Below are 16688 nucleotides of genomic sequence, written 5' to 3' on the forward strand. Positions count from 1 at the left end.
CGGGCAGGGGCGGAATGGATTATTCGGAACTGGGACGTACCGGCGTGAAGGTTTCGCGCTGCTGCCTGGGCACCATGACCTGGGGTTCGCAGAACAGCGAGGCCGAGGCTCATGCCCAGATGGACTATGCGCTGGAGCGCGGCGTCACCTTCTGGGACACGGCCGAGATGTACGCCAGCCCGCCCAGTCCGGGAACCCAGGGTTCGACCGAACGCCATATCGGCTCGTGGCTGAAGAAGACGGGCAAGCGCGACCAGATCGTGCTGGCCTCCAAGGTGGCCGGTCGCGGCAGCGCGTTTGGCGGCCTGACCTGGATGCGCGGCGACGGATCGTCCACCCGCCACACCCGGGCCCAGATCGACGAGGCGGTGGAAAATTCGCTGGAGCGCCTGAACACCGACTATCTGGACCTCTACCAGCTGCACTGGCCCGACCGCCCTGTGCGGGTGTTCGGCGGCCAGACCTTCAAGGACTATGAGCAGGACTACGAGACCTTCGGCGACATTCTCGAGTCGCTCGACAGGCACGTGAAGAAGGGGACGATCCGCGCCGTCGGGGTCTCCAACGAGTTTCCCTGGGGCGTAATGCGCTTCCTGGCCGAGGGCGAGAGCAGGGGTTTGCCCCGCATCGCCTCGATCCAGAACGCCTATCACCTGGCCAACCGCACCTTTGAATACGGCCTGGCCGAGATCGCCATGCGCGAACAGGTGGGCCTGCTGGCCTATTCGCCGCTGGCTCAGGGTGCCCTGACCGGCAAATATCTGGACGGTGCCCTGCCCGCTGGCTCGCGCAAGGCGCTCTATAACCGCATGCAGCGCTATGAGGGCCCCGGTGCCGAGGCCGCGATCCGGGGTTATGTCGATCTGGCCCGCCAGCACGGCCTGGATCCGGCTACCCTGGCCCTGAAGTTCTGCGACACGCGTCCGTTCGTCACCTCGACGATCATCGGCGCCACCTCGATGGACCAGCTCAGGGTCGCCATCGACGCCTTTGACCTGACCTGGACCGACGACCTGGAAAAGGCCGTCAACGCCCTGCACGCCGCCCAGCCCAATCCCTGTCCGTAAACGCGCCCTGACCAAGATGATCCGCCTGTTCACCGCCATCGCCGTCCCCGCCGAAATCGGCCGGGGTCTCCTGTCCCGTCAGCACGGTATCGATGGCGCGCGCTGGCGGCCGCTGGAGGCCTTGCACATCACCCTGAAGTTCATCGGCGATGTGCAGGAGCCGGTGGCGGCCGAGCTGGACGAGGCCCTGGCCCAGATCGAGGCCCCGGCCTTTGATCTTGAATTGTCGGGTGCCGGTCATTTCGGCGAGGGCGTGGATATCCATGCCGTCTGGGCCGGAGTGGCCGAAAATCCCGCCCTGCGCCGTCTGGCCAAGGCCCATGAGCGGGCGGCCCGAGAGGTCGGCCTCAAGCCCGAGGCGCGGCTCTACACGCCGCACGTCACCCTGGCCTATCTGAAACGGGCGGCGGTGCCTGAGGTCGGAGCCTGGATCCAGGCCAACAACCTGCTGTCCTCGCCCGCCTTCTCCGTCGACCGTTTCGGCCTCTATTCCAGCTGGCAGACCTCTGAGGGGTCGGCCTATCGGCTGGAGCGGGAGTATCCGCTGGGGTGAGGCGAGAGCAAATGCCGGGTGTTGACGGGACGGGTTCTGCGTCCCTGTTCAATCACCCGGCAATCGCCCGCCGCCGTCAGGCGCGCCCTACAGCAGGGCCGTGATCGCCGCGCGGGCGGCTTCGCCCAGGTCAGGGCGCTTGAGGGCCAGGGCGACATTGGCGCGCAGCAGGCCGATCTTGTCGCCGCAGTCGTGGGTGACGCCCTCATACATATAGGCGTGGAAAGCCTGCTGGGTCAGCAGGGTGGCCATGGAGTCGGTCAGCTGGATCTCGTTGCCGGCACCCTTTTCCTGGGCGGCCAGCAGACCGAAGATCTCGGGCTGCAGGATGTAGCGACCGGCGATCGACCAGTTCGAAGGCGCCGTGCCCTTGGCGGGCTTCTCGACCATGCCGCTCATCGTGGCCAGGCGGCCTTCGATCTTGCTGGGGGCGACGATGCCGTATTTGTGGGTGTCGGCCTCGGGCACTTCCTCGACGCCGACCAGATTGCCGCCGACCGTGTTGTAGGCGTCGACCAGCTGGCCCAGGGCCGAGCGCTCGGCGTCGATGATCACATCGGGCAGCATCACGGCAAAGGGCTCGTCGCCGATGATGTCGCGGGCGCACCAGACGGCGTGTCCCAGGCCCAGCGGGGCCATCTGGCGCACGAAGCTCATCTCGCCCGGCTTGGGCAGTTCGGCGCGCAGCTGGGCCAGGATGTCCAGCTTGCCCTTGGCTTCCAGCTGGTATTCCAGTTCGATCTGGTGATCGAAATAGTCCTCGATGGCACCCTTGCCGCGCCCGGTTACGAAGACGAAGTGCTCGATGCCCGCCGCCCGGCCTTCCTCGACGACATAGGACAGGATGGGCCGGTCCACGACATTGAGAAGTTCTTTCGGCGTCGTCTTGGTGCCCGGCAGTACGCGGGTGCCGAGACCGGCGACGGGAAGGACGGCCTTGCGAACAGGTTTCATGAAGCGCCTCTAAGCTTGATCTCAAAGTGGTCTAGGCGAGACCGGGCCCGCGCTCCACCACTGTTCGGTGAAAAATGCCCGATACGGCTGCACCGATCCTTAACGCGGCGATGATTTCCCGGCGACGCGAAATAGTCTAGCACTCCCGCACCCTCCGTTCGGAAGCTTCCCCATGTTTCGCGCTCTCGGCATCGTCATCGCCCTCCTCGCCACCCTCGGCCTTGCGGGCTGCGGGCCCAGCGAGAAGATGAAGGCCCGCGCCGCCAATCTGACGGCGGCCGAAGCCTTCCTGGCCAAGAATGCCAAGCTTCCGGGCGTGGTCACTCTACCCAGCGGCCTGCAATACAAGGTCGTGCGCTCGGGACCCGCCGAAGGCCGCAAGCCCACCCGCGCCGACGAGGTGAAGGTGCACTATGAGGGCAAGCTGCTGAACGGCGAGGTGTTCGACAGTTCCTACGAGCGCGGCGCGCCGGCCTCGTTCCCGCTGGACGGCCTGATCACGGCCTGGATCGAAGCCTTGCAACTGATGCGTCCGGGCGATGAATGGACACTCTATGTGCCGCCGGGCCTGGGCTATGGCGAGCGCGACAAGGGCCCGATCCCCGGCAACAGCGTGATGATCTTCCGCATCGAGCTGCTGGATGTGCTGCGCGCGACGCCGACGCCCAAGTAGGTGGCGGCCTAGTCGGTAAAGACGACGGTCTTGCGGCCGTTCAGCAAGACGCGGTCTTCCAGGCGATAGCGCAGGGCGCGGGCCAGCACCCGGCGCTCGATGTCGCGGCCCTTGCGGATCAGATCCTCGGGGGTATCGCGGTGGCTGATGCGCTCGACGTCCTGCTCGATGATCGGGCCTTCATCGAGATCGCCGGTCACATAGTGGGCGCTGGCCCCGATCACCTTCACGCCACGCGCATGGGCCTGATGATAGGGCTTGGCGCCCTTGAAGCCGGGCAGGAACGAGTGGTGGATGTTGATGCAGCGTCCGGCCAGCTTGGCTGAGAGGCCGTCCGACAATACCTGCATGTAGCGCGCCAGCACGACGATGTCGGTCTTTGTGTCCTGGATCAGCTTCCAGAGCGCGGCTTCTTGCTCGAACTTGGTCTCCTTGGTCACCGGCAGGTGATGGAACGGCAGGCCCGTCAGATCGACATTGGCGTAGGTCTCGGCCGGGTGGTTGGCCACGACGGCGGCGATCTCCATCGGCAGTTCGCCGATCTTCCAGCGATAGACCAGGTCGGCCAGGCAGTGGTCGAACTTGCTGGCCAGGATCATCACCCGGTAGCGGTCCGAGCGGTCGCGCAGGGTCCACTTCATCGACAGGGCGGTCGCCACCACCGTGAAGTCGGCGCGCAGGGCGACATGGTCGGCGTCGTCGGCGTCGAACACCACCCGCATGAAGAACTGACCGGTCTCCTGGTCGTCGAACTGCTGTGCGTCGAGAATGTTGCAGCCGCGCTCGAACAGGAAGGCGGAAACCTTGGCGACGATGCCGCGCTGGTCGGGACAGGAAAGGGTCAGGATCATGGTCCGCCTCGTCTAGAGGCTTGGCCGGTGGAAGAAAAGCGCCTCGCCACGCGCTCCGCGCATGAAATCGCTCTGAGACGGCAGAAATCCACCGGGTTTAGGCACGTTCGTGCCTTCCGCCTCGCCCGGCCGGACGATCTCCAGGGGGCCATCTAGGCGAGGCCGGGAAAACGGCGCTAGGCTGGGGTCATGGCATCCTCTTCCGAAGCGCTTTCCGCGCGCGCGATCGACATTCTGGCCAGGCTGGTGGCGTTCGACACCACCTCGCGCCTGTCCAACCTGGCCCTGATCGAATGGGTCGAGGCCTATCTGTCTGCTCTGGGCGTGGCCTCGCGGCGGGTGCCCAATGTCGATGGGACCAAGAGCAACCTGATCGCCACCATCGGCCCGGCGGTTCCGGGCGGGGTGGTGCTGTCGGGCCATACCGACGTGGTGCCGGTTGATGGACAGCCCTGGTCCACCGATCCGTTTGTGCTGACCGAGAAGGACGGCCGGCTCTATGGCCGGGGAACCTGCGACATGAAGGGCTTCCTGGCCCTGGCCCTGGCCGCCGCGCCGGACCTGGCGGCCGCGACGCTGAGCAAACCCGTTCACCTGGCCCTGTCCTATGACGAGGAGGTCGGCTGCCTGGGCGCGCCGGACATGATCGCAGTGATCGCCCGCGACCTGCCGCGTCCTGCCCTTGTGGTCGTGGGCGAACCCACCGACATGGTCGCCGTCAACGGCCACAAGGGCATAGCCAGTTTCCGCGTCACCGTTTCGGGCCGCGAGGCCCATTCCAGCCTGACCCATCTGGGCGTGTCGGCCAATATGGCGGCGATCAAGCTGATGGCCGGGCTGGTTGAGCTTTCGGAAAAACTGGCCCGCGAGGCCGATCCCGCCTCGCCGTTCACCCCCAAGGGCGCGACCCTGACCATCGGTCAGGTCAATGGCGGCACGGCGGTCAATATCCTGGCCCGCGAATGCGTGTTCATCTTCGACCTGCGGACACCGCCTGGGCTGGATCCCGTGGCGATCCTGGCCGGGTTCTTCGCGGCGGCGACGGCGATGGACGCCGAGCTGAAGGCCCGCGCGCCCGAGGCGGGGGTTAGGGTCGAGCGCCGCTCGCTGACGCCGTCCTTTGCACCCGAGACTGACGGCGCCGCCGAGGCCTTCGCCCGCCGCATGGCCGGCGACAACGGCCCGTCCCGCGTCGTGCCCTATGCCGCCGAGGCGGGGCAGTTCCAGGGGGCAGGCTTCTCCACCGTGATCTGCGGTCCTGGCTCCATCGACCAGGCCCACCAGCCCGACGAGTTTGTCGAGATCAGTCAGATGCAGCGCGGCGCGGCCTTCATGGCGCGGTTGGTCGAGGATCTTTCGGCTTACGGATGATGAACCGTCGCCCGATGAAGGCGGCCGGATCAATCGACATCACCCGCAAAATGGCCAGCGAGCCGACCCTGCGGGTCGCCTGCACGGCGCGGCGGTCGGCCAGCACGGCGGCCAGGGCGTTGCGCTCAAGCGCCGCGCCAATGCCCCGCACCACCGGCGCGGCGTCGCCCCGGCGCAGGTGCAGAAGCAGCAGCGCCGCGGTCACCGCCACGTGCAGCGGCGTGGTCAGCCACAGCAACACCGGCGGGGTGTTCTTCACGAAGGTCCAGACCCGATTGCGTGAGCCGTGGAAGATGGCGAACTCCGAGCGCACCCCGGTGCTGGCCGAGCCGACATGGGCCACGCGGGCCTTGGGCAAGAGCCGGGTCTGCCGGCCGGTCAGGCGCAGGCGGTAGCCCAGATCGACGTCCTCGCAATAGCAGAAGAACCGCGCATCGAAGCCGCCCAGCGCCAGGAACAGGGCCCTGTCGATGAACATCGCCGCGCCACAGGCCGAGAACACCTCACCCTCGCGCAACGACGATGGAAGGCGGCGCCGATAGCCGCCCCGGAACGGGATGCCCGCCGAAGTCATGTTGTCACCGGCCCCGTCCAGCAGTCCGGGGTCCTCGACCGTGGTCTGCAACGAGGCGAAGCTCTCCACGCCAGGGTGGCGCGCCGCGCCATCGACCAGGGCCGCCAGCCAGTCCGGCTCGGGATAGGCGTCGGGATTGAGCAAGGCCAGCCAGCGACCTCGCGCCCGTCCCGCCGCCAGGTTGTTGCCCACTGCAAAGCCGAGATTCTCGCCCGGCTCGATGAAGATCAGGGAGGGGTCTGCGGCCGCCGCCGCCTGCGCTGCCCCATCGGTCGAGGCGTTGTCGATCAGGATGACCTCGAAGTCGCTGAAGGTCTGGGCCTTCAGCCCGGCCAGACAACGCTCCAGAGTCGGGCCGCTCTGGTACGCGACGATGATCACACTGACCGTCGGGACGGGCTTGTCATCCTGCGTCACAGGCGGCATCGGTGGTCGGCTCATTCCAGCAGGGTTCCCGTCATGAAAATCACGCCCCTGGCGATTCCCGAGGTCCTGCTTATCACGCCCGCCCGTCATGGCGACGAGCGCGGCTGGTTTTCGGAGACCTTCCGCCAGTCGGCCCTGGACGAAGCCGGATTCACGGGCGGCCAGTTCGTGCAGGACAACCACGTGCGTTCGACCAGGCGGGGCATCCAGCGTGGCCTGCACTTTCAGCGTCCGCCCAAGGCCCAGGACAAGCTGCTGCGCTGCACGGTCGGCGCGATCTATGACGTGGCGGTCGATATCCGCAAGGGCTCGCCGACCTACGGTCAATGGGTGGGGGCAGAACTGTCGGCTGAGAACCACCAGCAGCTGCTGGTGCCCAAGGGCTTCGCCCACGGCTACACGACCCTGACCGACGCGTGCGAGGTGCTCTACAAGGTCACCGACTACTACGCGCCCGAGTTTGAAGGCGCAGTGCGCTGGAACGATCCGGCCATCGGCATCGACTGGACACTCCCCAATAGCGAGATCGGCGCCAATGCGCGCGACGAGGCGGCCACCCTGCTGGGCGATCTCGATTCACCCTTCACCTACGGCATGCGATGACCGGCTTCACCGACCTCTACTGGACCTCGGGCGAAGGCCTGCCGCTGCACGCCCGGGACTACGCGCCAATTGGCGAAGCGACGGGTCTGCCGGTGATCTGCATTCACGGCCTGACCCGCAACGCCCGGGATTTCGAGGACCTGGCGCCGCTGATCGCGGCCAGGGGGCGGCGGGTTCTGGCGGTGGATGTGCGCGGTCGGGGCCTGTCGGCGCGCGATCCGCAACCGCTGAACTATCATCCGGGAACCTATGCCGGCGACATCAGCGCCCTGCTGGACGCGACGGGGATTGATCGCGCCGTCTTCATCGGCACCAGCATGGGCGGGCTGATCACCCTGGTCCTGGCCGCTTTCAGGCCGCAGGCGATCGCCGGCGCCGTGCTCAATGACGTCGGGCCCGAACTCTCGCCTGTGGGTCTGGCCCGCATCGCCGCCTATGCCGGCGGCGCCAGCCGGTTCGAGACCTGGGCCGAGGCGGTCGGCTATGCCCGCGCGATCAATGAAGCGGCCTTCCCCGCCTATGGCGACGCCGACTGGGACCGCTTCACCCGCCGCCTGTTCGACGAGACCGACGGCGGCTTCGTGCTGGCCTGTGACCCGGACATCTCGGCACCGATCAAGGCCGCCGCCGCCGCCCAGAAGGACGGCGCCTCGGCCCTGCCACCCGACATGTATCCGCTGTTTCGCGCCCTGACCAAGGACCGCCCGGTGCTGCTGGTGCGTGGCGCGATCTCCGACCTGGTCGATCTGCCGATTGTCGAGCGTATGCAGGCGGTCGCGCCGGAGATGACGGTGGCCGAGGTTCCGGGCGTGGGCCATGCGCCGATGCTGACCGAACCCGAGGCCTGGGCGGCTATCGCCGACCTGCTGGACAGCGCGCCCTAGGGCGTTGCCCACTCGGCCAGGACCCCGGGATCGGTCTCTGGAAAGCTCGCCCGCAGGCTCTCGATCCGCTCGGGCACCAGCTGCCGCACCGCCCACACCGCTGCGCCCCGTACGACCGGCGAAGGATCGGCCAGCAGCGGCTCGACCACGTCCATCAGGCCCACCTCACCGCTGTTGCCGATGGCGTAGAGCACGTTGCGGACAAAGCGGTCGCGGCCGATGCGCTTGATCGGGCTTTTCGAGAACAGGGCGCGGAACGCAGGGTCGTCCAGCTGCGCCAGATCCGCCAGCCGCGGGCTTTTCAGGCTGTCGCGGGCGTGAAACTTCACTTCGCCGGACACCTGGGCGAACTTGTTCCACGGGCATACGGCCAGGCAGTCGTCGCAGCCATAGATGCGGTTGCCCAGGGCGGGGCGGAACTCGACCGGGATCGGGCCGGCCAGCTCGATGGTCAGGTAAGAGATGCAGCGCCGCGCATCCAGCCGGTGGGGGGCCGGAAAGGCGTTGGTCGGACAGATGTCCAGGCAGGCGCGGCACGAGCCGCAATGATCCACCTCGGCGGCGTCGGGCGGCAGGGGCAGGGTGGTCAGCACCGAACCGAGAAAGAACCACGAGCCCAGAGACCGCGAGACCAGGTTGGTGTGCTTGCCCTGCCAGCCCAGACCGGCGCGCTGGGCCAGGGGCTTTTCCATCAGGGGGGCGGTATCGACGAACACCTTCACCTCGTGACCGAAGCGGCGGTGCATCCAGCCGGCCAGCAGCTTCAGCCGCTTCTTGACCACCTCGTGATAGTCGTCGCCCTGGGCATAGACCGAGATGGCGGCCCGGTCCGTGTGCTCCAGGGCGGCCAGCGGGTCGTGCTCGGGGCCATAGTTCAGGCCCAGCACCACAGCCGATTTCGCGTCGGTCCACATGGCGGTGGGATGGCTGCGACGCTCCAGGGTCTCTTCCATCCAGCCCATCTCGCCGTGGAAGCCCTCGGCCACGAAATCGGCCAGCCAGGCGCTGTTGGGCCAGGCGGCGGCCGCGTCGGCAAAGCCGCAGGACGAGAAGCCCAGGCGCAGGGCCTCGGCGCGGATCTCTGCCTTCAGGCTTTCGGGGGAGGTGTCAGAAATCGAGGTCGTCATAGTGGCCGGCCGGCGCGAGGCCGGGCCAGCGGTCGGCCAGGATCGGCCGGAAGCACGGCCTCGACTTCAGCTTCATGTACCAGGTCTTGGCCGCCGGGAAGTCCTTCCACGGCACGTCGCCGAAATAGTCGATCACCGACAGGTGGGCGGCGGCGGCGAAGTCGGCCAGGCTCATGCGGCGGCCGGCCAGCCAGTCGCGGGTCTGCAGCAGGCTGTCGACATAGGCCATGTGCTGGCGCAGGGCGTCGCGGCCGCGCCGCAGGGCCGAGAGGTCCGGTGCGCCCAGCCGCAGCAGGCGCTTCTCCATCTTCTCGTGCAGCAGGAAGCCATTGACCTCGTTGTCGAACTTGCGGTCGAACCATTGCAGCAGCCGGCGGGCCTCGGCGCGGTCGCCGGCCTCACGGCCCAGCAGGGCCGGTTCGGGCTCCTGTTCCTCGATATGCTCGAGGATGGCGCGGGTCTCGCAGACGATGGTCTTGCGCTCGTTGCGGATCTCGACCAGTACCGGGGTCACGCCCGACGGGTTGAGGGCCAGGAATTCCGGCGCGCCTTCCCAATAGCGAACCTGAACCTCGGTGAAGGCCAGACGCTTTTCGCCCAAGGCCAGGCGCACCTGCCGCGAGGCGGGGTCCAGGGGGAAATGGTGAAGGGTTCGCTCGACGCTCATGCCCACGCGCATTCAGGCTGCATCATCAGATCGATGCGCCGGTTTGTTTAACAAGAGATTGCTGAACGCTGGTCACACTGGGGAGACCGGGCCCGGCGCGACGTTTTGGCCGGGTTCGACGGCTATTGCGTGGCGTTCATCCGACCTATCAGGGCGGTGGTGCTCTGGCCCGCCTTCAGATCGGCCAGCACGACCCGGCCGCCATAGCCCAGCACGAGGTCGGCGCCGACCACAGTCTCGACCGTATAGTCGGCGCCCTTGACCAGCACGTCGGGCCGGAAGGCCTCGATCAGGTTCAGAGGCGTGTCCTCGCCAAACAGCACCACCAGATCCACCGACGACAGCGAGGCCAGCACCGTGGCGCGGCCGGTTTCCTTTTGCACGGGGCGGGTGGGGCCTTTCAGCTTGGAGACCGAGGCGTCGGTATTGAGGCCGACGATCAGCCGGTCGCAGGCGGCCCTGGCCTGATCCAGCAGCGAGACGTGGCCGGGGTGCAGCAGGTCAAAGCAGCCGTTGGTGAAGCCCACTTTCAGGCCACGCGCTCGCCAGCCGGCGACGATGTCGCGGGCCTGATCGAGACCCGCGACCTTGACCTCGGCCGGCTGGCCGGCGGCAGAGCGGGCCAGGGCGGTCAGTTCGGCGGCGGTGACCACATCGGTGCCCAGCTTAGCCACGACGAGGCCGGCCGCCAGATTGGCCAGTCGCGCGGCGTTGCTGAGCGAGGCACCGGCCGCCAGGGCCAGGGCCAGGGTCGCGGCCACGGTGTCGCCGGCCCCGGAGACGTCGAACACCTCCACGGCGGTGGCCGGCAGGTGGACCGGCGCCTCGCCGCGCACGTTCAGCGTCATGCCCGCCCCGCCCCGGGTGATCAGGGCGGCAGCCAGGCCGGGGGCCTGGGCCAGGATGGCGGCCCCGGCCTCTTCGGAGGCTTCGTCGCTGGCACCGCTGACGCCCGTCGCCTCGGCGGCTTCCTTGCGATTGGGCTTGACCAGGGTCGCGCCGTCATAGCGGGCCAGGTCGCGGCTCTTGGGGTCGACGATGACGGGCTTGCCGGCGGCGCGGGCCGCATCGATGGCGGCGCGGGTCACGGCGTCGGTCAGCACGCCCTTGGCATAGTCGGACAGCACCACGACGTCGGCAGCCGCCAGGCGGCGGTTGAAGGCGGTCAGTAAGGCACCGGGCTCGGCAGGGCCGCGATCCTCGCGGTCCACCCGCAGCATCTGGTGCGAGCCGGAAATGTAGCGGACCTTTTCGGTGGTGCGGCGCGCGGGATCGATGACGAGCTCGGCGTCCAGCCCGGCTTCGTCCTGCAGCATGGCGGTCAGGGCGCGGCCGGCGTCGTCGTTGCCGATCAGGCCGATCAGCACAGCCCGGCCCCCCAGGGCCGCGACATTGCGTGCCACATTGCCGGCCCCGCCCAGCATGGCCATCTCGCGCTCGACGGCGATCACCGGCACCGGCGCCTCGGGCGAGATCCGCTCGACCGCGCCATAGATGAAGCGGTCCAGCATCACGTCACCCAGCACCAGCACGGTCTTGCCGGCGAAGGCGTGGGGCAGTTGGGCCAGGGTGTCGTCCATGAAGCGGCGGCTCGTGTCTGAGAAGGTCCGGCGCTTACTAGCCGTGATGGGCTTCTGCGAACAGCCCGCCATGGCTCTCGGCCTTGCCGCGCGGGTCGGGGTGAATGATGATATCGGCGGCCGGAAAGGCTTCCAGCAGCCGGTTTTCGGCTGCCACCATGATCGCATGGGCCTCGGCCAGCGAGATGCCGGCCTCCAGGTCGGCATGCATCTGCATGTGCACATAGGGGCCTGAGGCGCGGGTGCGCAGCTGGTGGATCCCCAGCAGGCGTGGGTCTTCGCTTGCCAGGGCAATGATCCGCCGGCGGTCTTCTTCGGGCAGTTCGCGGTCCATCAGCTGGTGCGAGGCCTCGCGGAACACGCCGATCGCGCCCCAGATCAGCCACAGGGCGACGATCAGACCCGCGGCGGCGTCGATCCAGTAGAGACCCAGCCACGAGGCCGCGCCGATCCCGATCAGGGCCACGGCGTTGGAGCCGAGGTCGGCGGCGTAGTGGGCCCGGTCGCCGGAGACGGCGATCGAGCCGGTCGATTTCAGCACCTTCGACTGGGCGATGATCAGGCCCAGGGTCAAGACGATGGAGACCCCCATCACCGCCATGGCGATCAGGCCCTGCTCGACCGGGCGAGGGTTCAGCATGGCGCGGATGGCTTCCTGACCGATCAGGGCCCCGGAAGCGAACACCAGGCCGCCCTGCATCAAGCTTGAGAAAGCCTCGGCCTTGCCGTGCCCGAAGCGGTGCTCGGCATCCGGCGGCTCGGCCGCGTAGCGCACCGCGAAGAAGGTGATCAGCGAGGCGACCAGATCCAGGCCCGAGTCCGACAGTGAGGCCAGCATCGCCACCGAGCCGCTGGCCAGCCAGGCCAGGGTCTTGACCACGATCAGCACCGCCGCCACCGCCACCGACAGGGCGGTGACGCGGCGGGTCAGGGCCTGGGTTTCGGGCGAGAGGGCGGACAGGGTCATGGCGCTTCCTTAACAAGCGGAGGCGCCTCGCCCCAGCGAGAACGACTCGCGCGAGTCGTTCTCGAAGGTGTCGAGCGTCAGGCCGCTTCCCGCACCCCCGGTCCGACATAGACCGACTGCGGCCGGATCAGCTTGCCGCCGGCCACTTGCTCGCGGGCATGGGCGATCCAGCCGGCCGTGCGACCCATGGCGAAGATGCAGGTGAAGCTGAACGGGGGCAGGCCCAGGGCTTCCAGCAGCAGGGCGGTGTAGAACTCGACATTGGTGTCCAGCGGCCGGTCGGGCTTGCGCTCGCGCAGGATCTGCAGGGCCGCCTGCTCGACGGCCTCGGCGAAGGCGACCCGGCCGGGCAGGGCTCCGGCGGCGTCCGACAGCCGGCGCACGGCAGCCTTCAGGGCGTCGGCGCGGGGATCGCGGACGCGATAGATGCGGTGGCCAAAACCCATCAGCCGGTCGCCGCGCGCCAGGGCTTTTTCAAGCCAGGGGCGAGCATTTTCCGGGGTTCCAATGGCGTCCAGCATGTCGATTACCGGACCCGGCGCGCCGCCGTGCAGCGGGCCCTTCAGGGCCGACAGCCCGCCCAGCACCGCCGAGGTCAGGCCCGCGCGGGTCGAGGCGATGACCCGGGCTGCGAAGGTCGAGGCGTTGAGGCCATGGTCGCAGACGGTGACGAGATAGGCGTCCAGCGCCCGGGTTTCTGCGTCGCTGGCCGGCTGGCTCCGGGTCATCCGCAGGATGTCGGCGGCGTGCGACAGGGCCGGATCGGGGGCGACCGGCGCCTGTCCGGCGGCGACGCGCAGCACGGCGGGGGTGAAGACGGCCGGGGCGGCCAGCAGCAGCAGGGCGGTGGCCAGGTCATCGCCGTCGGGCAGACGGGCCAGCAGGGCGCGCATCGCCTCGACCGGATCGCGCTTGGCCAGGCCCTCGTCCAGCGCCCCGACCTGCGCGAACACCTCGACCCGGGCCGCGCCCAGGGCCGGGGCCAGATCGGCCGGCAGGTCATCGAAGAAGCCGTCGAACAGCAGGTGAGCGGCGTCCTCGAAGCGGACGGCGCCGGCCAGATCCTCGACGGCATAGCCGCGAATGACCAGCCGGCCGTGGGCGCCATCGACATCGGACAGAACGGTATGGGCGGCGATCACGCCTTCCAGCCCCTGGGCAAGACCTTGCGACATTGGAGGTCTCCTTTCGCCGGGCAATTCGCGCTGCCAAACCTTGATCGTCAATCTTGATCAATATAATCAATCTATATGGCGAGTGACTGGCTGGATGCGGAACAGGTGCTGGAACGGCTGGGGATCCGGCCCCAGACCCTCTACGCCTATGTCAGCCGGGGCCGGATCGAGGCCGCCGCCCATCCGCACGACCCGCGCCGCAGCCTCTATCGCGCCTCTGACGTGGCGGCCCTGGCCCAGCGCAAGGCGAGGGGTCGGCGCGCCGCCGATGTTGCCGCCGAGGCCATCGCCTGGGGCGAGCCGGTGCTGGCCTCGGCCATCACCACTGTGGCGGGCGGCCGGCTCTGGTATCGCGGCCGCGACGCAGCGGTGCTGGCGAGGGATCACACGCTGGAGCAGACGGCGCGGCTGCTGCGTGGCGGTCACGGCGCGGCCCTGAAAGGGGCGCGGACCGGCGCGGTGGTGGCCGGAGACACGGCGCGGGCCCGGCTGTTCACGACCCTAGCCCTCCGGGCCGGTCAGGAAGCTCCGGCCCGGGGCCGTGCGCCGCTCGCCCTGGCCCTGGAAGCGGCGGCCCTACTGGACCAGGTGGTCGATGCGGCGGCGGGCGCGAACACCGAAGGGCCGGCGCATCAGCGTCTGGCCAGGGCCTGGGGCGTCGATGCAGCGGGTGCTGACGTGCTGCGCATGGCGCTGGTGCTGCTGGCCGATCACGAGCTGAACGCCTCGACCTTCGCGGCGCGGGTCGCGGCCTCGACGGGGGCGTCGCTGTCGGCGGCGGCTTTGGCGGGGCTTTGCGCCCTTTCGGGACCGCTGCACGGCGGTATGGCTGCGCGGGTCGAGGCCTTCGTCGCCGAGGCCGATCGGACGGGCGCCGCCAAGGCCGTGAGCGCGCGCCTGGCGCAGGGATCATCGATGCCGGGCTTTGGGCATCCGCTCTATCCGGACGGCGATCCGAGGGCGCGGGCCTTGCTGGGGGCGTTCACGCCGCCGGCGCTGCTGGTCGATCTGCGACGGGAGACCGAGGCCGCGACCGGTCTCCTGCCCAATATCGATCTGGCCCTGGTTGGCCTGTCGCGGGCGCTCACCCTGCCGGCCGACGCCCCCTTCATCCTGTTCGCCGTGGCCCGCACGGCGGGGTGGCTGGCCCATGCGATTGAGCAGGGTCAGACGGGGCGCCTGATCCGGCCGAGGGCGCGGTATGTGGGCGAGGCGCTGGTGGTAGAGGGCGGCGGGGGTTGAGGTTGGGATTGAAGACGGCGGGGGTGGGGATGCAAAGGGTGAAGGCGCCGAAAGCGGACGGGCTGAAGATCTGAGAAGGGTGGGAAGCTGCCGGTACGCGGAGCGACCGGCCAACTAAGCTCGCATCGCGACTAGCGCTCTCGGTAGGCTCTAAACTTTCCTTTGTTCTTTACGGAGGCGCGCCCCGCATCGGCATCTACCACTATGTTGCGGCAGGAGCAGGCGGTTGCGTTTTCAGGCCGCGATGGCACGCTGTCGCCGCAAACCCCGCACTCGTAGAGGATGTTTGAGGCCGCCGGATACCCGAACAGCATCTCGATGGTCAGATAACGTCTCGACACGGCAAGCCCCCGAACAGGTTCAACTTTCGCCCGAGGTCGACGCGAGATCAATGTCAGCTCAGGGTGGGTTTCCACAAAGTGATCGAAGGGAGTGCGGCACGATGGCAAAAATATTCTCTGGCTTCGGGATCGACATTTTTCTGGAAGGTGGAAGGTTCTTTATCGAGTTCGATGATGGGCGTTCGGCAAGCCGTACCAGACGGATTGAGGTGAGCGATGCTGAAGCACAACGAGCACGCCTGGGTCGTGTCCCGGGACGTGGTGTAGCTCGTTGGCGATAGCGTAGCCGCTCGCGACGCGCGCCTTCCCCATGGCGCCGTAGCGAGCGAGCGGCGTAGCGGTGGTCATCCACGATCTTCGGTAGGGTTGGGTTGCGAAGCTCAACCTGAACCAAGGACCGAAGATGACCGAAGACACAATCGCCCTTCGCGGGCTGATGGAGAAGAGCGGCGACAGCGATTTTCTACGCGAGATGATCGGGTTCGCCGCCCAACGCCTTATGGAGCTGGAGGTGGGCGGCCTGACTGGGGCTGCGCACGGCGAGAAGAGCCCCGAGCGGCTGGCGCAGCGCAACGGCTACCGCGATCGCGACTGGGAGACGCGGGCGGGCACGGTGGAACTACGGATCCCAAAGCTTCGCAAGGGCTCCTACTTTCCGGGCTTCTTGGAGCCGCGGCGGCTGGCCGAGAAGGCACTGACCGCGGTGATCCAGGAGGCCTACATCCAGGGGATCTCGACCCGCTCGGTGGATGACCTGGTCAAGGCGATGGGCATGAGCGGCATCTCCAAGAGCCAGGTCTCGCGGCTCTGCGAGGAGATCGACGAGCGCGTCCAGGCCTTCCTGACCCGGCCGATCGAGGGCGACTGGCCCTACCTGTGGATCGACGCCACCTATGTGAAAGACCGCACCGCCGGGCGTATCGTGTCCAAGGCCGTCATCGTCGCCGTGGGCGTCAACGCCGATGGCCGGCGCGAGGTGCTGGGCCTGGCGGTGGGCCCTTCCGAGGCCGAGACGTTCTGGACGGACTTCCTCAGAAGCCTGGCCCGGCGCGGCCTGCGGGGCGTCAAGCTGGTGACCTCCGACGCCCACGAGGGTATCAAGGCGTCGGTCTCCAAAATCATGAACTGCACTTGGCAGCGTTGCCGCGTCCACTTCATGCGCAATGTCATGGCTCACGCCGGCAAGAGCGGTCGCGCCATGGTCTCGGCCTTCATCGGCACGGCCTTCGCCCAGGACGACGCCCAGGCCGCCAAGACCCAATGGCGCGGCGTCGCCGACCAACTGCGGCCCAAACTCCCCAAGCTGGCCGGCTTCCTCGACCAGGCCGAGACCGATGTCCTGGCCTACATGACCTTCCCCGCCGCCCACCGCACCAAGTTGCACTCCACAAACTCCCTGGAGCGGCTCAATGGCGAGATCAAACGCCGGACAGAGGTCGTAGGCATCTTCCCCAACGAGGCCGCCATCATCCGGCTCGTCGGCGCCATTCTGCTCGAGCAGAACGACGAATGGGCCGTCCAACGATGCCGCTACATGACCCTGGAAAGTGTCGCTCCCTTGAGCGATGATCCCATCGTCAGCCTGCCCATCATGGCGGCCTGACCAATCCGGCTCAGCCGGAGAGCGCGGTGA

Annotated in this window: 16 protein-coding genes; 8 read left to right on the plus strand and 8 right to left on the minus strand. The window is 68.1% G+C overall.

What is annotated here, in order from left to right; translation table 11 throughout:
• Positions 1-14: 14 nt before the first annotated feature.
• Positions 15-1067, plus strand: coding sequence for an aldo/keto reductase (locus ACW179_RS05925; protein ID WP_492063375.1), 1053 nt, complete (start codon positions 15-17; stop codon positions 1065-1067).
• 16 nt (positions 1068-1083) lie between these two features.
• Entirely contained in the window at positions 1084-1620 is a 537-nt protein-coding gene (gene thpR / locus ACW179_RS05930) for an RNA 2',3'-cyclic phosphodiesterase (protein WP_492063376.1), read from the plus strand.
• Between the two features lie 87 nt (positions 1621-1707).
• Here thpR and ACW179_RS05935 read toward each other — a convergent pair whose 3' ends face one another.
• Positions 1708-2574, minus strand: a complete 867-nt coding sequence (locus tag ACW179_RS05935) for a UTP--glucose-1-phosphate uridylyltransferase (protein WP_492063377.1) — start codon at positions 2572-2574, stop codon at positions 1708-1710.
• A gap of 172 nt (positions 2575-2746) precedes the next feature.
• Between ACW179_RS05935 and bamJ the strand changes: the two genes are divergently transcribed.
• Positions 2747-3247, plus strand: a complete 501-nt coding sequence (gene bamJ / locus ACW179_RS05940; RefSeq protein ID WP_492063378.1) for a BamJ family beta-barrel-assembly machinery protein — start codon at positions 2747-2749, stop codon at positions 3245-3247.
• 8 nt (positions 3248-3255) lie between these two features.
• Here bamJ and purU read toward each other — a convergent pair whose 3' ends face one another.
• On the minus strand, positions 3256-4098 hold the full coding sequence (gene purU, locus ACW179_RS05945; RefSeq protein ID WP_492063379.1) for a formyltetrahydrofolate deformylase: 843 nt from the start codon (positions 4096-4098) through the stop codon (positions 3256-3258).
• A 189-nt stretch (positions 4099-4287) separates the two neighbouring features.
• Between purU and argE the strand changes: the two genes are divergently transcribed.
• A complete protein-coding gene (gene argE / locus ACW179_RS05950; protein ID WP_492063380.1) occupies positions 4288-5469 on the plus strand; it encodes an acetylornithine deacetylase in 1182 nt (393 codons plus the stop codon).
• Here the strand turns inward: argE and ACW179_RS05955 are convergent.
• Positions 5429-6469 (minus strand): glycosyltransferase family 2 protein, encoded by a 1041-nt coding sequence (locus ACW179_RS05955; RefSeq protein ID WP_492063381.1) that lies wholly within the window; start codon positions 6467-6469, stop codon positions 5429-5431. The genes argE and ACW179_RS05955 overlap by 41 nt on opposite strands.
• A 33-nt stretch (positions 6470-6502) precedes the next feature.
• Here ACW179_RS05955 and rfbC point away from each other — a divergent pair, with 33 nt between their 5' ends.
• Together rfbC and ACW179_RS05965 are read left to right on the plus strand one after the other, a co-directional pair.
• A complete protein-coding gene (gene rfbC, locus ACW179_RS05960; protein WP_492063382.1) occupies positions 6503-7072 on the plus strand; it encodes a dTDP-4-dehydrorhamnose 3,5-epimerase in 570 nt (189 codons plus the stop codon).
• Positions 7069-7956 (plus strand): alpha/beta fold hydrolase, encoded by an 888-nt coding sequence (locus tag ACW179_RS05965; protein WP_492063383.1) that lies wholly within the window; start codon positions 7069-7071, stop codon positions 7954-7956. The genes rfbC and ACW179_RS05965 overlap by 4 nt, the downstream gene beginning before the upstream one ends.
• Here ACW179_RS05965 and queG read toward each other — a convergent pair.
• The 5 genes from queG to ACW179_RS05990 all read right to left on the minus strand — a co-directional run bounded on the left by queG (position 7953) and on the right by ACW179_RS05990 (position 13472).
• Positions 7953-9083, minus strand: a complete 1131-nt coding sequence (gene queG / locus ACW179_RS05970) for a tRNA epoxyqueuosine(34) reductase QueG (RefSeq protein ID WP_492063384.1) — start codon at positions 9081-9083, stop codon at positions 7953-7955. The two genes, ACW179_RS05965 and queG, sit on opposite strands and share 4 nt — an antisense overlap.
• Positions 9064-9750, minus strand: a complete 687-nt coding sequence (gene fzlA, locus ACW179_RS05975; RefSeq protein ID WP_492063385.1) for an FtsZ-binding protein FzlA — start codon at positions 9748-9750, stop codon at positions 9064-9066. Before fzlA ends, queG begins: the two co-directional genes overlap by 20 nt.
• 122 nt (positions 9751-9872) lie before the next feature.
• Entirely contained in the window at positions 9873-11330 is a 1458-nt protein-coding gene (gene rfaE1 / locus ACW179_RS05980; protein WP_492063386.1) for a D-glycero-beta-D-manno-heptose-7-phosphate kinase, read from the minus strand.
• 37 nt (positions 11331-11367) lie between these two features.
• A complete protein-coding gene (locus ACW179_RS05985; RefSeq protein ID WP_492063387.1) occupies positions 11368-12297 on the minus strand; it encodes a cation diffusion facilitator family transporter in 930 nt (309 codons plus the stop codon).
• A gap of 77 nt (positions 12298-12374) precedes the next feature.
• Complete coding sequence (locus tag ACW179_RS05990; RefSeq protein WP_492063388.1) at positions 12375-13472, minus strand: citrate synthase/methylcitrate synthase; 1098 nt, start codon at positions 13470-13472, stop codon at positions 12375-12377.
• Positions 13473-13547: 75 nt separating this feature from the next.
• On the opposite strand from ACW179_RS05990, the gene ACW179_RS05995 reads away from it, so the two are divergent.
• A complete protein-coding gene (locus ACW179_RS05995) occupies positions 13548-14714 on the plus strand; it encodes a citrate/2-methylcitrate synthase (protein WP_492063389.1) in 1167 nt (388 codons plus the stop codon).
• 744 nt (positions 14715-15458) lie between these two features.
• A complete protein-coding gene (locus ACW179_RS06000; protein WP_492059584.1) occupies positions 15459-16658 on the plus strand; it encodes an IS256 family transposase in 1200 nt (399 codons plus the stop codon).
• Positions 16659-16688 lie beyond the last annotated feature (30 nt).

It is taken from the genome of Caulobacter sp. AVps18, assembly GCF_058681425.1.

Coding starts and splice junctions, on each gene's coding strand:
- bamJ (WP_492063378.1), top strand. CDS start 2,747: ATGTTTCGCGCTCTCGGCATCGTCATCGCCCTCCTCGCCACCCTCGGC.
- ACW179_RS05995 (WP_492063389.1), top strand. CDS start 13,548: ATGGCGAGTGACTGGCTGGATGCGGAACAGGTGCTGGAACGGCTGGGG.
- argE (WP_492063380.1), top strand. CDS start 4,288: ATGGCATCCTCTTCCGAAGCGCTTTCCGCGCGCGCGATCGACATTCTG.
- purU (WP_492063379.1), bottom strand. CDS start 4,098: ATGATCCTGACCCTTTCCTGTCCCGACCAGCGCGGCATCGTCGCCAAG.
- ACW179_RS06000 (WP_492059584.1), top strand. CDS start 15,459: ATGACCGAAGACACAATCGCCCTTCGCGGGCTGATGGAGAAGAGCGGC.
- fzlA (WP_492063385.1), bottom strand. CDS start 9,750: ATGAGCGTCGAGCGAACCCTTCACCATTTCCCCCTGGACCCCGCCTCG.
- queG (WP_492063384.1), bottom strand. CDS start 9,083: ATGACGACCTCGATTTCTGACACCTCCCCCGAAAGCCTGAAGGCAGAG.
- rfaE1 (WP_492063386.1), bottom strand. CDS start 11,330: ATGGACGACACCCTGGCCCAACTGCCCCACGCCTTCGCCGGCAAGACC.
- ACW179_RS05990 (WP_492063388.1), bottom strand. CDS start 13,472: ATGTCGCAAGGTCTTGCCCAGGGGCTGGAAGGCGTGATCGCCGCCCAT.
- ACW179_RS05925 (WP_492063375.1), top strand. CDS start 15: ATGGATTATTCGGAACTGGGACGTACCGGCGTGAAGGTTTCGCGCTGC.
- ACW179_RS05985 (WP_492063387.1), bottom strand. CDS start 12,297: ATGACCCTGTCCGCCCTCTCGCCCGAAACCCAGGCCCTGACCCGCCGC.
- ACW179_RS05955 (WP_492063381.1), bottom strand. CDS start 6,469: ATGCCGCCTGTGACGCAGGATGACAAGCCCGTCCCGACGGTCAGTGTG.
- thpR (WP_492063376.1), top strand. CDS start 1,084: ATGATCCGCCTGTTCACCGCCATCGCCGTCCCCGCCGAAATCGGCCGG.
- ACW179_RS05965 (WP_492063383.1), top strand. CDS start 7,069: ATGACCGGCTTCACCGACCTCTACTGGACCTCGGGCGAAGGCCTGCCG.
- ACW179_RS05935 (WP_492063377.1), bottom strand. CDS start 2,574: ATGAAACCTGTTCGCAAGGCCGTCCTTCCCGTCGCCGGTCTCGGCACC.
- rfbC (WP_492063382.1), top strand. CDS start 6,503: ATGAAAATCACGCCCCTGGCGATTCCCGAGGTCCTGCTTATCACGCCC.